13 protein-coding genes are annotated in these 14,993 nt (G+C 42.8%); 9 read left to right on the top strand and 4 right to left on the bottom strand.

Annotation, left to right across the window (positions count from 1 at the left end; genetic code table 11):
• Window positions 1-188 precede the first annotated feature (188 nt).
• Window positions 189-320 carry a hypothetical protein gene (locus NR125_RS24085; protein WP_256816267.1) on the top strand — a complete coding sequence of 44 codons (132 nt, stop codon included), beginning with the start codon at window positions 189-191 and terminating at the stop codon, window positions 318-320.
• A gap of 100 nt (window positions 321-420) precedes the next feature.
• On the opposite strand, the gene NR125_RS24080 is transcribed toward NR125_RS24085, so the two are convergent.
• Together NR125_RS24080 and NR125_RS24075 are read right to left on the bottom strand one after the other, a co-directional pair.
• Window positions 421-1,446, bottom strand: a complete 1,026-nt coding sequence (locus NR125_RS24080) for a serine hydrolase domain-containing protein (RefSeq protein WP_256816266.1) — start codon at window positions 1,444-1,446, stop codon at window positions 421-423.
• Between the two features lie 465 nt (window positions 1,447-1,911).
• A complete protein-coding gene (locus NR125_RS24075; RefSeq protein WP_019382306.1) occupies window positions 1,912-2,700 on the bottom strand; it encodes a Cof-type HAD-IIB family hydrolase in 789 nt (262 codons plus the stop codon).
• Between the two features lie 131 nt (window positions 2,701-2,831).
• Here NR125_RS24075 and NR125_RS24070 point away from each other — a divergent pair, with 131 nt between their 5' ends.
• The 5 genes from NR125_RS24070 to NR125_RS24050 all read left to right on the top strand — a co-directional run bounded on the left by NR125_RS24070 (window position 2,832) and on the right by NR125_RS24050 (window position 7,222).
• The gene (locus NR125_RS24070; protein WP_256816265.1) at window positions 2,832-3,431 is read left to right on the top strand and encodes a GNAT family N-acetyltransferase; all 600 of its coding nucleotides are present in this window, start codon (window positions 2,832-2,834) and stop codon (window positions 3,429-3,431) included.
• A gap of 191 nt (window positions 3,432-3,622) precedes the next feature.
• Window positions 3,623-3,760 (top strand): hypothetical protein, encoded by a 138-nt coding sequence (locus NR125_RS24065; protein WP_019382305.1) that lies wholly within the window; start codon window positions 3,623-3,625, stop codon window positions 3,758-3,760.
• Between the two features lie 213 nt (window positions 3,761-3,973).
• On the top strand, window positions 3,974-4,240 hold the full coding sequence (locus tag NR125_RS24060; RefSeq protein WP_009333810.1) for a hypothetical protein: 267 nt from the start codon (window positions 3,974-3,976) through the stop codon (window positions 4,238-4,240).
• 126 nt (window positions 4,241-4,366) lie between these two features.
• Entirely contained in the window at window positions 4,367-4,636 is a 270-nt protein-coding gene (locus NR125_RS24055) for a hypothetical protein (protein WP_009333811.1), read from the top strand.
• 681 nt (window positions 4,637-5,317) lie between these two features.
• Complete coding sequence (locus NR125_RS24050) at window positions 5,318-7,222, top strand: endonuclease MutS2 (RefSeq protein WP_034296801.1); 1,905 nt, start codon at window positions 5,318-5,320, stop codon at window positions 7,220-7,222.
• Between the two features lie 158 nt (window positions 7,223-7,380).
• Here the strand turns inward: NR125_RS24050 and NR125_RS24045 are convergent, their stop codons facing one another.
• Both NR125_RS24045 and NR125_RS24040 read right to left on the bottom strand, forming a co-directional pair.
• Window positions 7,381-8,835 carry a flavin monoamine oxidase family protein gene (locus NR125_RS24045; protein ID WP_009333813.1) on the bottom strand — a complete coding sequence of 485 codons (1,455 nt, stop codon included), beginning with the start codon at window positions 8,833-8,835 and terminating at the stop codon, window positions 7,381-7,383.
• Between the two features lie 110 nt (window positions 8,836-8,945).
• Window positions 8,946-10,370 (bottom strand): Na+/H+ antiporter NhaC family protein, encoded by a 1,425-nt coding sequence (locus NR125_RS24040; protein WP_009333814.1) that lies wholly within the window; start codon window positions 10,368-10,370, stop codon window positions 8,946-8,948.
• A 168-nt stretch (window positions 10,371-10,538) separates the two neighbouring features.
• Here NR125_RS24040 and NR125_RS29660 point away from each other — a divergent pair, with 168 nt between their 5' ends.
• The 3 genes from NR125_RS29660 (at window position 10,539) to NR125_RS24025 (ending at window position 14,986) form a co-directional block, all read left to right on the top strand.
• Window positions 10,539-10,919: a heterocycloanthracin/sonorensin family bacteriocin gene (locus NR125_RS29660; protein WP_306219910.1), complete on the top strand. Its 381-nt coding sequence runs from the start codon at window positions 10,539-10,541 to the stop codon at window positions 10,917-10,919.
• Between the two features lie 171 nt (window positions 10,920-11,090).
• The gene (locus tag NR125_RS24030; protein ID WP_192908830.1) at window positions 11,091-13,046 is read left to right on the top strand and encodes a putative thiazole-containing bacteriocin maturation protein; all 1,956 of its coding nucleotides are present in this window, start codon (window positions 11,091-11,093) and stop codon (window positions 13,044-13,046) included.
• Window positions 13,043-14,986, top strand: coding sequence for a TOMM precursor leader peptide-binding protein (locus NR125_RS24025; protein WP_009333816.1), 1,944 nt, complete (start codon window positions 13,043-13,045; stop codon window positions 14,984-14,986). The genes NR125_RS24030 and NR125_RS24025 overlap by 4 nt, the downstream gene beginning before the upstream one ends.
• The last annotated feature ends 7 nt before the right edge of the window (window positions 14,987-14,993 follow it).

Genomic DNA, 14,993 nt, shown 5'->3' with positions numbered 1-14,993 from the left:
CATTGTATTACTTCTATTTTAAAATAAAAAAGACTGCAGACAAGCACGATTTTCATCGAGTTTGTCGACAGTCTGAACGCTCAGAGTTATTCTGAGCGTTTTTTTTGAGTGTAATTTTCTATAATCCTTAATCTTTATTTAAGGTGAATCGATGATAGATTCTTAAAGCGGTAAGAACCAATCCAATAATGAAAACAATCGCTAATAAGACCATTGCAGCAGGAAAAAGACCAAATGCATCAATTGTGGTTGAACTATTATTTTGTAATGTTGGGACAATAAAGAACAACCATCCGATTAATGATGCTGGAATTAATTGAGGAATTAATCGAAGGATAAATCTCCAAGTTGGTTGATGTTTCCGTTTTTTCGACCATTTTTTACTTCGCAGTATACCTCTTATTCCTAAAAGTAAGTAAATCATGTGATAATGCCAAGTGATAAATCGATTATTTTAGGTGAAGGAGCTTTTGATTCAGGTTCTTGTCCCTCGGCTAATTGGATAATACCTGAACTAATCTCATAAGCGTGTTCTAAAGTAGGGGTAAAGCTATTTAGTAAAACTGCAACCGCATAGCCACTGCCAGGAACAATATCTTGTTGAGTTTGATAAGTTGATACTTCACCGCTATGTGAGATTCGGACTGGTTTGACGCTTGGTGAGCTTAAAGACCAGCCAAGTCCATATTTATTGCTGCCAGGCTGCTGTGAATAAGATTCTTCCAATAATTCTTTGGATAAAAGCTGTTGCCCAGAACTGTTTTTCCCTTCGTTCGTGTGCATAGCAAGCCATTTCCCCATATCTGATGCAGTTGATATGACACTTCCAGCCCCCATATTCATCGCTACAAGCTCTGTCCAGGGTATTGCAGTTCCATAAGCTGTTACATATCCTTTAGGCAGTCCTTTTACAAAATCAGTAGAGTTCACTGCTGCAAGTGAATCACCCATTCCTAATGGAGAGAATATCTTTTGTTTAAGATATTGAGAGAATTCTACTCCGCTTACTTCTTCCACTAAGCGGGCTAAGAGCCAGTAGTTTGCATTGCTATAATAGTGTTTCTCTCCTGGATTTGATTGCAGATTCCAATCATATAAACGTTCCACTCCTGCTTTTAAGCTGCTCGCTGGCGAAACAATAATCGGATTCGGAATCCCTGATGTGTGACTCATTAGTTGACGTATTGTAACTTCTTTCCATCGTGTGTCGTCAAGTTTTACCTCTGGTAAATATTTTATTACTGGGTCATCCAGTTGGATTTTCCCTTTGTCAACGAGCTGTAAAACAGCAAATGAAGTAAATGATTTGGATGCGGAACCGATTCTCATTAATGAGTTTTCATTTATAGACATACCTTCAGAATCGTGACCATATCCTTTCTCATATACTAATTTACCATCTTCTACCACTACGATGGATGCACCGGGTAGTCCGTTACGTTCCATATAGTTAGTAACAAATTTATCAACATCTTCAGTTCTAAACGATTGAGCAGCATGTGCAGAAAAAGGGAGGTGGAACATAGGCATTACAAGAATTATTAACAGAGGAATAAAAAAATAATTTCTTCGTATTAAAAGGTATCAAATAATTTTCCTCCAGTAGATTTGTGTTTATTATGAAAGGTTCGAAGTACAAACATAATCATACAAGATAGTCTTTATTAGGTTAACCTGCTATAGACTAATTATTTTCTAAGCACTCAGTCGTATTTGAATATTCTGCTGTTAATATGATGGTTATTTTCCATGTCAATTCATTGCAAACATTGTTATGACAATAAAAAAACAGACCAAATTGATATGCTGAATGGTCTGCTTCATATACTAATTCAATTGTTCTCTCCATTATGGGAACCCGTTAACGAATTACACCTGTCTTTTTTATTTCAAAAAGACCTATAAAGTACTTTAAATCGCATAAGATTTAAGAAGATAACGTTCAATAAACTCAGCTAATCCATCATTTTCGTGGTGCCCTGTAACAAAATCAGCTGCGTCTTTAACCAGTTTGCCGGCGTTCCCCATTGCCACACCCGTACCGGCATGACGAAGCATCTCTATATCATTGGGGCCATCTCCAATGGCTGCGACTTCATTTGGGCTGATTCCAAGTTCGTTAAGTAAGCTTTTGATAGCAGCCCATTTGGAAACATCGGGAGCAACCAGCTCAAACCCGTCATTCCAATCGATGACTGCTGCTTCCGTTTTAAACAAAGCAGATATTTCTTGGCTTGGGGAACCAGTTCGAACACTATATTTAAGAACATCCTGATAAGCAGCCTGTCTTAAATCTCCAATATACTGCGGCGGAATTTGCCCAACTTTCGTCCAATAATCGATTTCTTCATTTGTTTCCTTACAATATAGCCCAGTTGATGTATGGATCATAACATTACATGGACTTTCTGCGGTCAGATGGTGAAAGCGTTCCTCGTTCAATCGTACGGTTTTTATTTGCGTAGCCCTTCCTGTCTCTGCATCGTGAATAGAGGCACCATTCAAACAGATCATGGGAGTTTGCAATCCAATTTCTTTATGGTAGGGAGCAGTTACTTCATAGTGCCGGCCAGTGGCTAGAAACACCATGACTCCCTGATCTATGAGCCGATAAATGGCTTCCATGTTTCGGCGGGAAATGCAGTTTGAGGCTTTCAGGAGTGTACCATCCATATCAATAAATACTGCACGCATATTCATTTATATTGCCTCCTCTTTCGTTGATAAACCAATCATATCCTCTTAATATTAAAGCCAGGTAAACTCAGTGTATAGTTTTGTGTTTTTTATTTATCGAGTTGAAACATCCACAAAGAATAGAGGGGCAGACTATGAATATTATTCTTGCTAGTGAAGCAAAAGGAAATATAAGAAATGAGATGAGTGTCATTTTTGTAGACGGCTTTTATCAATGGCTGAATTACTTTTCAAAGGATAAAGCTAAACTTTACAGGACATTTGCCCATATGTTTAATACTGAGGTCTTCTATACGGCTGCAGATGACAATCATATTGCAGCTATAGCCGCCTGTACAAACAATACACCTGCAGTGAGATTAAAATATAGTGAATTTAGAAAGCATCTTGGTTTAATTATGGGAAGTATTGCTTATATCGTTCTCAAAAAAGAATTTGAGAAAAATCAATATCCCTTTCAAATATCTGAAAATATGGGTGCAATAGAGTTTGTGGCAACATCAGTTAATTATAGAGGACAGGGTGTGGCGGCAGAACTGCTAAAATCCATAATGGATTCAAATCCATTTGACGAATATGATCTAGAGGTAGCAGATACCAATACAAATGCCATCAAGCTTTATGAAAAACTGGGCTTTTCAGAGTTTATGCGTATACCTCAAAAGCATAGTGAAAGAAGTGGTGTCAATAATCTTGTCTATATGAAGCATGTGAAGAAGAAAGAAGTTGAGTAGCTGGGGCCTGTCCTGTGATGTGATGGCTAAATGGACGAACTGAGAAACCCTGATGCTGTATAGTTGATTTGAATCCATTTATCTAAAAATACGTTATTTTCACGAAAAAGAAGTTTAATAGAAGTAAAGTTAAGACATCAATTATACTAGGCTTCGATTATAAAATATTTCTAAGAAGGAGATTAATATCAATGGCATCTGTATTCAAAGAAGAGAAACTGTATCGGATTCAGATTATTAAACCATGCCAGGTAATAGGCATTCTCGATAATGTTTTTGGAGGGTTTTATCCCTTTTTAGACGATATTAAAGCAGAAAACTGGGGATGATCCCGGCAGGCTGTGAAGGGTGGTTAATCAAAAAATGGGGACGAACATACTTTTTGCCTGATGAAAACCAGAATGGAATCGAGCAATTCACACCTACAGACCAGCCATTTGTGTTAATTCCCTATCATAAAATAAAAGACTCTTACAAAAAAAAGAGCTAACGGGGACTAAAACTTAATCGGTTATAGAAAAAAATAAGGAGCGGCGGCTGCGGTGATTAATGACTGGATTCTTACAATTATTATCTTGCTGATTATAATCCTTTGTCTTTACTTTATTGCCAGACATAAAAAACAAGCGGTTCAGGTATTTACTTTAGAGAGTTTTTTAAATGCACATCACTGGAATGAAAGTGAAGATACGAATAAAAATATACTGGATTCGATTAAAGGATTTTTTGATGAAGCTGATCATGCCGGGAACGGCGATGAGAGTAATACAGGAGACAGCGATGATGGAGGGGACGACGGTGGAGAATGAGTGCCAGCAGTTACCCTGAAATAAATTAGATCATGAGTTTCAAGGTACCCGTTTGTGAAGGGCTTTTAGTCCCGCTCTTTGAAAAAGCTATGTTTTATTTTCATGAACTTTCTTAAAAGAAGGTTAATGAATGTAAAAAAATGGATTGTGACCTTCTATTTCCGTTCGGATTCTTCTATGATTACTACTGTAACAAATATAGCAGCCAAGGAGGAATTGGAAATGAAAAAATGGTTATTAGCTATGATGGCAGTTTTAATGATTACAGGTGTGGCTACAGGCTGCAACAATGAAGATGATACTGACGAGACTAACACAGAAGAAACTGAAGATACGGGAACAGAAGAAGGCACTGAAGAAGGAACAGAAGAAGGAACTGAAGAGGAAACTGAGTAAGATTCAAATTCAAAGAAAGTGCGCCTTATGAAGAAGGTGCACTTTTCTTTTGGAAAAACAGCTTTATAAACAAGGCTGTTTTCGCAAGGTTTGTTGCTTTTTATATATTATTATTTACTGAGTTGATTGTAGCGGAAGGTGCGAGACTCCTGCGGGAGTAGCAGGACAGGTGAGACCCCGCAGATGCGCAGCGTCGAGGAGGCTCACCGCCCGCCCCGCGGAAAGCGAGCATCCTGGAGCGGAAATCAACGGACAACATTAATAGACGAAAAACAACAATTTATACGAAAAGAGCCTTAAATAATGTACAAATAATTCCAAAAGTTGTTTGACGAGACTGGCAGTTCCGTGCTACAGTAATTTCATAATACAAAAAGGTGTGGTGAAGTATGTCGGTAGTAGGTGTCAACTAATTGTTATTAGTTGAATAAGGTGTTTATTTTTCTGGTTTTAGCCAGTTTATTAAGAATGCCTTTTTTCAAACATAACTTGTTTGAATACCTACTATAAGACTGCTTCCATTTCTATATTTTCGTGTAGCTTAAGACACTATGCCTGCTTTAGGGTTTAGTTTGTTTATGCCTGTTCGAAATAGAACGCCCGCGGAAGCTTTCTGCCCAATTCAATTTGGCGGTGGGGAAGGCTTTTGCGGGCTATTTTATTTGGAGTGAGGCAGAGAATATGAATAAAATGACTTTTGAAAAATTACAATACCACGAATTGAAGAATAAAGTGAAACAGCATTGCGTCAGCAGTTTAGGGAAAGAGTTAATCGACCGGTTACAGCCGAGCTCGAATATGAAAGCCGTCCGCAACCGCTTAAATGAAACAAGCGAGGCCAGAAGGCTGCTGGACGCCGAAAAGCATTTGCCATTAACAGGCATTTCCAATATCACAAGCCATATTGAAAAATTGGAAAAAGGCATCATATTAACTCCATCCGAGTTAAACGCTGTATCCGATTTTTTAAGAGGCTGCCGGAAAATCAAGAAGTTTATGGCTGATAAAGAATTCTTTGCGCCAGTTCTGTACACTTATGCGCTATCTATGACTGAATTTAGAAATATCGAAGAAGAGATCTTATATGCGATTAAAGGAAACATGGTTGATTCCGGTGCCAGCAAAGAGCTGAAACGAATCAGAAATCACATAGCAAAAACAGAAGGGAAAATCGAAGAACGTTTGAATAAGTTTTTGCGCAGCGGAGCAAATAAGGAGTACATTCAAGAATTCTATATCAGCAAAAAGGATGACCGTTTTACAATTCCGATTAAAGCATCCTTTAAAAATCAGGTAGCCGGAACCGTAATCCAAACATCTTCAAAAGGGTCGACTGTTTTCATAGAGCCTGATGCAGTTTCAAAGCTCAATGTTGAATTGGCGATGCTAAAATCGGAGGAGTCGGTAGAGGAATATCAAATATTAGCCACGCTTTCCGGAGCCATTCTTGAATCCATTCATGAGATCCGCATCAATATTGAATGCATCAGCCAGTACGACATGATTTTTGCGAAAGCGAAGTACAGCAAAAGTACGGACGCCATTGAACCGGAAATTAATAATCATGGGTATATCAAATTAGTAAGCAGCAAACACCCCTTATTAGAAGGAACCATTGTCCCGCTGGATTTTGAAATCGGGAAAGATTATAGAAGTTTAGTCATAACAGGCCCAAATGCGGGCGGGAAAACCGTCGTCTTAAAGACAATCGGAATCCTCACTCTGGCTGTCATGTCCGGGTTTCATATTATGGCGAAACCGGGAAGTGAAATCGCCATCTTTGATCATGTGTTTGTTGATATTGGCGATAATCAAAGCATAGAGAACGCTCTAAGCACGTTTTCTTCCCATATGAAGAACATATCAGAGGTCATGAGTGCTTCCACGAATAATACACTGCTTTTATTCGATGAGATCGGCAGCGGAACAGAGCCGAATGAAGGTGCCGCTTTAGCCATTGCCATTCTGGAAGAGTTTTATCATATGGGATGCATCACGGTTGCCACTACTCACTATGGAGAGATTAAACGGTATTCTGAAATGCATGATGATTTTATGAATGCTGCCATGTTATTCGATAGTGCGGAATTGAAGCCGATGTATAAGCTCTTAATAGGTGAATCAGGAGAGAGCAATGCGCTTTGGATTTCCAGAAAGATGAATATCCGCGAACATGTCCTGAAGCGTGCGCAAATGTATATTGAAAACAAGGATTATAATCTGGAAGCAGTAAGAGAGAACAGAATAAAGAAGCCGGTGATTGAAGTGACGCAGAACATAGAGGAATATCATTATGAAATCGGTGACCGGGTAAAATGGATCAGCCAGGATGATTATGCCATTGTTTATGAGCCAATAGATAAATTTAATATCATCAAGCTGTTCTATAAAGATGAAATAGTGGAAGTGAACAGTAAGCGGGTTGAATTGGACATTAAAGCAAGCGAGCTTTATCCGGAAGGATATGATATGAATTCCTTATTTACCAATTACCATCAACGGAAGCTGCAGCATGATCTGGAGAGAGGATCGAAAAAGGCGCTGAGAAAGGTTCAAAAGGAGATCAGAAATAGAAAGCAGGAATAGTGTCTAATGGTATGAAGGCGATCCTCCAGTTTTGGAGAGATCGCTTTTTCTTCTTTGTGTCAATGCGTTTCGGCCCATAATATGAACTAATAGTTAGATAATCCGTTTAAGCAGAAGTAGATTTCTAATCAGCCATTACACCATTATTTAAAAATTACTTACTTAGGCAAATCATTTACCTCATATGCAGCTCGTATGCCGGATTCGATTGCCCCTTGAATCCATGTCCGGGTTTTGGATGCATGCTCTCCGGCAAAATGGACACGCCCCGCAGGTGAAACAATACCGGGAAACAATTCGGTTTCCTGTCCTGGTTCAAAGAATGAAAATCCGCCAGAAGCAAAAGGATCCAGTGCCCAGCTGTATGAAGCACCTGCAGCAAATTCGCTATAAACGATATTGCCGTAAATATCCGCCAGGTTTTTTAGTGCGTATTGAATACGCATCTCCTCCGGCTGGCTATCCCACGTATGAGCCTCATCCGCCCAGGTATAGCTGGCAATAAGAATGGCAGGGCCGCTTGTGCCAATCCCATGGCTTGGAAGATAGGTAAATCGAATCGGCTGATCTGTAATGGTTTTGCCGCCCGGCTGGCCTGCTATCTCCCAAAACCGGGACTTAAACTCAATGGCGATTTTGGTTGCTGCCATATAATTAAGTTCGCGAATAGCTCTCCGCTTGAAATAGGAAAATGAATGAAAGGGTTCGATATTGACAAATCTCATAACTGAAAAGGGGATAGTGATAATGGCAAGGTCTCCGGTTATGGTGGAATGCTCATTGGTCTGCTGATGGGTTAATTGAATGGTCACGCTGTTTGTGTCCTGAATGATTCCAGTCATTTTTTGATGGAGATGAATATCATTTTTCAATTGAGGGAGGAAAGCCTTTGGCAATCGGTCCATTCCTCCTGTTATTTCATAGTAAGCTCCTGGAGAAGTGAAAATGACCAACTCACGTAAAACTTCGGTAAAAGACATTCCCATAAATGCTTCCAAATCCAGCAGCACACCGATCATATCAATCGCACCAGCTGAAAAATAAAGGTTTAATATATAGCCAAAAGAGTATTTTTTATATTGGCTTTCCAAAATGGCCCAATTTCTGGCGGGGTCTGTGCTGACAAAGTCAATAAAAGGCTGTACCGCTGTCAGCAGAAGCGTTTCAGCCGATTTTCCTCTCTCATTAGGATGAATGGGGAAATTTAATATGCCTGGATAGCGTTCAAACACCTCAAGCCGTGTTTTAATGCCATTTGCGTAAAGAAGATCCATAGGAGTGCGGTTTATAAAAACATTTATAGGGAGCTTGAATTTTTTTATATAGGACAAGGTAAGCGAATGGATATGAGGAATTCTCATTGGGCCTGCGTTAAAGAATAATCCTTTGCTGAAAGGGGAGCGCATGGTATATACCCGTCCGCCTATTCTGTCATTTGCTTCAAGAATGGTGATCTTATGCCCCGATTCCTTTAATAAAGAACCTGCCACCAGACCAGCCATACCTGCACCAACAATGATGATATGCTTTGGCGACTGTGTCTTTGGAAGGCCGTGATGAATCACATTCAGCATTTGATCATTCGTTAATTCCGGCTTTTTCTTCCAAGTCATCTCACCGCCCCTTTGCAATAGGATTCATTGCAGTATATTCATTTGCATGAATCACTATGTGCATAAGAGGAAAGGGACTGCTGGACACAGCAGAAGTGAATACAAACTTCCTAGGAAATAAAAACCCCGCTTGCAATGAATAGCCCCGCTGCAATCACACCGCCAATGGCTGAGACCTTCAATTTATATCGTGCATAATCCACAAGGTCCATATCTAAGATCGAAGCAGTGGTAATGGTCGTATCTCCAAGCGGTGAGGTTAACGCTCCGAATGCCCCGCTTGCGAATACGGCTCCAACGGTAAGCGGAATGGAGGCGCCAGTCGAAACCGCCAGGGTAATTCCAAGCGGCATGAATAATCCCCAGGTTCCCCATGAGCTTCCTATAAAGTAGCCGACCACTGAACCGAGCACGAAGATGGCTGCTGGAGTCAGGAAGGCAGGCAGAAAGCTTCCGAGTGAACTCCCGATGAATTCGGAAAATCCAAGATCCTCCGCAGCTAAGGTCAGTGCCCAAATCAGGATGAGCAGGCTGATCGCCTCCATCATCTGATTGCCTCCATCATAAAAATGATAAAGGATTTCGTTCATCTTCTCCCGTCTTATTATGTAGAAAATAAAGGTTAAAACGAGGGTAATAAAAACAGCAAGCAGCATCACAAAGGTTGCATCTGCCATGGAAAAGGCCTCGAATATTGTATTTGCACCCTGTGCCATGCCATCCTGCCATAACAGGAACAGAGAAAAGGCAAGCAATAAAACCACCGGTAAAATCAAATGCCATGGCTGGGCTTTGACAAGGGATAATTCCTTTTTAATTCCCATCCGATGGAACTCATGCTCTTTTTCCTCCAAATCGGTATGGGCCTCCCCATTTTGCTCTCCGGTCTTTTTCCGGCGCCAAAAGGTTTGAATGATTCCGATCAGCAGCATAATGATCGCGTAAAAGTTAAACAAAATACTTAATAAAAAGATCTCATATGCCGACATATCCAGGTTCAGCCCGCTGATGCCGCCTTCAACCAGGGACACCATGAAGCCCACAAATGCCGTTGCAACCGGCAGCAGCACGATGACTGATTCGGTTGAAATATCCAATGTCATGCCCACTTTTTGCTTGGACAAATTCATCTTTTTGATTAAGGATTTTATAATAGGCCCAATCATCATAATCCTGAACATCGGCATCATGAAAGTGAAAGGGAGGGTGATCCAGATGAACACAAGAAGACCCCGCTCAGATCGGATCCGCCTCCCGGCCCATTCGGAAAACCCCTTAATGCCTCCTGAGATATTCATCATCCCGACAAGCCCTCCGAACAAATATAAAAACCCGACAATCTTAATATTTGTTTCATCTGAAAGGGTTGTCACGATATAAGCGACTGATTGCTCCGTACCTGTCAGCAAATCAGCTGAAACAATGATGGAACCAACGAGAATGCCGACTACTAAGCCTGGAAGGATGTTTTTCAGCCAGATGGACATTCCGATTACGATTATAAATGGTATGAGAGATAACCAGGTATGATTCAAATTTCTGCCCTCCATTAAGAATGCCATTACTTATTTAGTATTGCCCAAAATTGTACTATGTAGAGCTATAAATGCCATGAACCTTATTCCTTTCTGCATGGTTATATGGAACCCGATAAATCTGGGTGTTTGATTCAGTAACAATACCCCAGCCCGGCACATATTTTGATGAGGAGAGTATTCGGAGAATGGATGAATTCAAAGAAATGCCGATTGATTTCTGCTGTTCTTCATGGTTGCCCTTTGTTGCAGGCACAGCTTATTAATATTTATGGAGGTATGAACATGAATGATTTTCAGAGAGATCTTCAAATGCTGAATGTTGGTGATTTCCATGCGAACGAGGCGGTTCCATGGGATCAAAGCCAGTATTATAATGATCAATCCCGGCAAATTGGTTTTGGTTTTGGCCGCTGCTTTAGCTGCTTTTTCTTCTTCTGTTTCAACTGCTTTAACTGTTTTAATTGTTTCAACTGTTTCAGATGCTCTAATTGTTTCAGATGCGGCGGTCGCTGCGGAGGCCGTTGTGGCGGCCGCTGCGGTGGTTGATAACCATGAATCTATAAAACAATCCTTGCTGTATTGCAAAAGGAAGGCCCCTGCATTTTGCAGGGGCACTTCTCTTGAAGGTAAGACATATGAGACAAAGCCCGGTACATAGGATTATAGAGAAAGTAATGTTTAATAAATAGGAACAGTTTACGGGTAAGGAGGCGCGAAATGAAAAATTTGACCCCTTCTATGCGGCTGAAGGTAAAAAGGGACACGTTTTTTCTCCCAGATCCAACTAAGGGTGTGTATTTCCGCAATAATGTAAGTTCCTTCCAAATGGAAGGAACTATGATCGATCAGTGGGTTCAAAAGCTGATGCCAATGTTTAATGGCGAGCATTCGCTGGGGGAATTGACAGCCGGCTTGCCGGGCCCGCATAGGGATCGGGTGTTTGAAATTGCAGAAGTGCTATACCGTAACGGCTTTGTAAGGGATGTAAGCGGGGACCATCCTCATCAATTGGAAGATCATGTCCTTAAAAAGTATTCTTCTCAAATCGAATTATTGGAAAGCTTCGGTGACTCGGGTGCATACCGATTCCAGGCCTACCGGCAGGAAAAAGTGCTGGCAGCAGGATCTGGCCCTTTTTTGGTTTCGCTGGTTTCTTCGCTGATTGAGTCCGGATTGCCTAAAGTTCATATGGTCAATACAGACCCTGAATCGACGAATACAAGGCGGCTGAATGAGATTGTCGCACATGCCCGGCAAACAGACCCCGAAGTTTCAATTGAGGACGTAACACACCAGAAGGAAGAAGACTGTCCCTGGGAGGAATTGATACAGCCTTATGATTCCATTTTATATGTTTCGGAAGCAGGGAATGTAGAGGAACTGCAGGTTATACATGCCGCGTGCCGGAAAGAAAAGAAGATATTTCTTCCTGCTATTATCTACAAACAGGCTGGTATGGCAGGGCCTCTCGTGCATCCGGAATCAGATGGCTGCTGGGAGTCTGCCTGGCATAGAGTCCATCAATCCGCGTTTTGCGAAGACAAGCGATTGCACACCACCTCCCCAACGGCAGGAGCGATGCTGGCTAATTTAATCGTGTTTGAACTGTTTAAAGAGGTTACTGGATTAATCAGTGCTGAACAGAGAAATCAGTTTTTCCTGCTGAATCAGGAGACGCTTGAAGGAAATTGGCATTCCTACCTGCCACATCCGAACCTGACCGGAAATGCTTCTGTGGAATGGATTCAAGATGTTGATCAGAGGATCGGGCAGAGTTCCGGAAGAAATAAGACTGACAGTTTGTTTCTGTTTTTTAGCCAATTGACTTCCAAAGAATCCGGGATTTTTCATACATGGGAGGAAGGGGATTTAAAGCAGCTTCCGCTGGCACAGTGCAGCGTACAGGCAGCAGACCCGTTGTCAAAGGGCCCGGCAGAGCTCCTCCAAAATATAATCTGTACAGATTTGAGGCATGACGAGGCGCGCAGGGAAGCGGGGTTGACCGGGATTGAAGCGTATGTATCGCGGATGGCTGGCCGGCTTGAACTGCCTCCAAATAGCGAAATAAAGGGGAATATTTTAAATTTAAATGAATTTGCTGGAATTGGAGCAGGGGAAACATTTGCGGAGGGTGTTTTACGCGGGCTGGATAGGTGTTTGGAAGAGAAACTGGCTAAGCGTCAAGAGGTTCAGAAAACAGTTTCTCCGCTCCATTTGAATGCAGTAGAAGATGAACGATGCAGGTTCTATTTGGATGCATTGACAACGATGCAGGGAGCACCGAAAATCTGCCGGGGTGAGGGAGTATACGGCTTCCCTGTGGTCTGGGTCGGCACGGACGATCGCTGGTATGGCAGTGTTGGCTTTAATAACACATTAGCTCTGAGGAAAGCGCTGCAGCATGCGATTATACAGATGCAAAACCAATTGGGGACTCATAAGGGGACCGCTGTGGAGGCACCATCTGTGCTTCTCGAAGAAAAGGAGCCTCAAAGTCTAGTCATTCCTCCTTGTGATGAGAAGGAACAAACCCAGCTATTGCTGTCTGCAAGAAGGGTGCTGGAAGAAAACAGCAAGCGGCTCTTAGTCTGTGAATTTTCGTTCGAGCCATTTTTGAAAGAGAGTCTGGCAGGGGTGTTTGGGGTGTTCATAAGAGAGGAGGAATCTCAGTGAGTGCTGTCGTGGTAGTTGTCGGAGAGGGACTGCTGGCGGACAGCGTAAGCAAAGAACTGCCCGCCGAATATAAGGTAGTTCGTCATGTGAACTTTGAGCCTGAACTGCCGGTTGGGACTGATTTGATACTGGTGGTGCACGATAGCTGGATGCCTTCAGTTCATAAAAAGGCGGAGGAGGTGTCACGATCATCAGGTATTCCCTGGCTGCGGGGCTTTGTATCATTTGGAGAGGGTGTGATTGGCCCATTTGTTCACCCGTCCGCGCCGGGATGCTCACAGTGTGCGGACACTCGAAAACTCCTGGCAGGGCGTGACCGGGAAGAGATGTGGGAACTGCAGCAGAGACTCGAAGGGAGCAGCGGATTAGAGCGTGATGCCTGGGCATCGCGCACAGGCCTTTTACAGATGTCCTGCCTGCTTGTGTCAGAGGTAAAAAGGGTACTGGAGGGCAGTTTGGCGGATCTGGAAGGGCGAATGTATTTGGTCAGCCTGAAAACATTTAAAACCTCTTGCCACCTCATTTTGCCGGATTCAATGTGCCCAGTGTGCAGCTCCCTGCCTGAAGATTCACAGGAAGCTGCAAGAATTACCATTAAGCCAAGTCCGAAAATAAGCGCAGCCAGTTACCGCTGCCGATCATTGGAAGATTTAGAACAAACGCTCGCCAAAAATTATCTGGATCCGCGGACTGGTTTAATGAATGGGAAAATGTATGATTTCACGCCGCCTTTTGCGGATGTAGTCGTAAACCTTCCGCTGTTTAGAGGGGACGAAGGCGTGGCTGGCCGCACTCATTCCTATAAGGTGAGCGAGCTGACAGCCATCCTGGAGGGGCTTGAGCGTTCATGCGGCATATCGCCCCGTGGAAAGAGGACAGCAGTCTATGACAGTTTCCGCAACCTGGAAGATCGGGCTCTTAATCCTGTAAAAGTAGGTGTGCATGCGGATGATCAATATGCACGGCCCAACTTTCCATTTAAAAAATTTAATCCAGATAACCCGATGAATTGGGTATGGGGTTATTCGTTTTTGCAGGAGCGCCCGATTTTGGTTCCTGAGCTGCTTGCTTATTACAGCCTGGGCTGCGGGAATGGATTTGTCTATGAAACATCCAACGGATGCGCGCTGGGCGGCAGCCTGGAAGAAGCGATCTTCTACGGTATTTTAGAAGTGGTGGAGCGTGATTCATTCCTGATGACCTGGTATGGGCAGCTGTCCCTGCCGCGTCTTGATCCTTATTCCTCCAATGAACAGGAATTGCAGCTGATGATTGATCGGGTGAGGACAGTGGCGGGATATGATCTGCATCTGTATAACGCCACAATGGAGCATGGAATTCCAAGTGTTTGGGCGATGGCGAAAAACAGGAAGAAAAAAGGATTGAATATCATTTGTGCGGCTGGAGCTCATCCCGACCCGGTCCGGGCGGTAAAAAGCGCTGTTCATGAGTTAGCCGGAATGATGGGGACACTGGATGATAAACTCGAAGAAAACAAGGGGGAATTTTTGCGAATGCTGCAGGATTCTTCCCTCGTCGGCAAAATGGATGACCATGGGATGCTTTACGGCTTGCCGCAAGCGGAGGAGCGCCTGAAGTTTTTGCTGGATGAAAACCGTCCGCTCCGAACGTTTTCCGAGGAGTTCAAGCGGGAGAGAAGACATGCAGACCTGACAGATGATCTGCAGGACCTTCTTCAGGCATTGCACCGGCAAAATCTTGATGTAATAGTGGTGGATCAGACGACACCGGAAATACAGCGGAGCGGATTGCATTGTGTCAAAGTGCTGATTCCGGGTATGCTGTCAATGACATTTGGACACCACCTGACACGTGTAACAGGGCTTGAGAGGGTGCTTGAGGTCCCAATGAAACTGGGATATGCAAAAGAACCCCTTACAGTTGAACAGCTTAATCCACATCCTCACCCATTTCCATGAGCATGAC

This window comes from Cytobacillus sp. Bac17 (assembly GCF_024519925.1).
Taxonomy (GTDB): Bacteria; Bacillota; Bacilli; order Bacillales; family Cytobacillaceae; genus Cytobacillus; species Cytobacillus pseudoceanisediminis.
Note: the sequence above shows the minus strand (reverse complement) of the source record. Positions and strands in the feature narration are given on the sequence as shown.

Coding starts and splice junctions, on each gene's coding strand:
- NR125_RS24085 (WP_256816267.1), top strand. CDS start 189: ATGAAAACAATCGCTAATAAGACCATTGCAGCAGGAAAAAGACCAAAT.
- NR125_RS24080 (WP_256816266.1), bottom strand. CDS start 1,446: ATGGAACGTAACGGACTACCCGGTGCATCCATCGTAGTGGTAGAAGAT.
- NR125_RS24075 (WP_019382306.1), bottom strand. CDS start 2,700: ATGAATATGCGTGCAGTATTTATTGATATGGATGGTACACTCCTGAAA.
- NR125_RS24070 (WP_256816265.1), top strand. CDS start 2,832: ATGAATATTATTCTTGCTAGTGAAGCAAAAGGAAATATAAGAAATGAG.
- NR125_RS24065 (WP_019382305.1), top strand. CDS start 3,623: ATGGCATCTGTATTCAAAGAAGAGAAACTGTATCGGATTCAGATTATT.
- NR125_RS24055 (WP_009333811.1), top strand. CDS start 4,367: ATGAATGTAAAAAAATGGATTGTGACCTTCTATTTCCGTTCGGATTCT.
- NR125_RS24050 (WP_034296801.1), top strand. CDS start 5,318: ATGAATAAAATGACTTTTGAAAAATTACAATACCACGAATTGAAGAAT.
- NR125_RS24045 (WP_009333813.1), bottom strand. CDS start 8,835: ATGACTTGGAAGAAAAAGCCGGAATTAACGAATGATCAAATGCTGAAT.
- NR125_RS29660 (WP_306219910.1), top strand. CDS start 10,539: ATGAGGAGAGTATTCGGAGAATGGATGAATTCAAAGAAATGCCGATTG.
- NR125_RS24030 (WP_192908830.1), top strand. CDS start 11,091: ATGAAAAATTTGACCCCTTCTATGCGGCTGAAGGTAAAAAGGGACACG.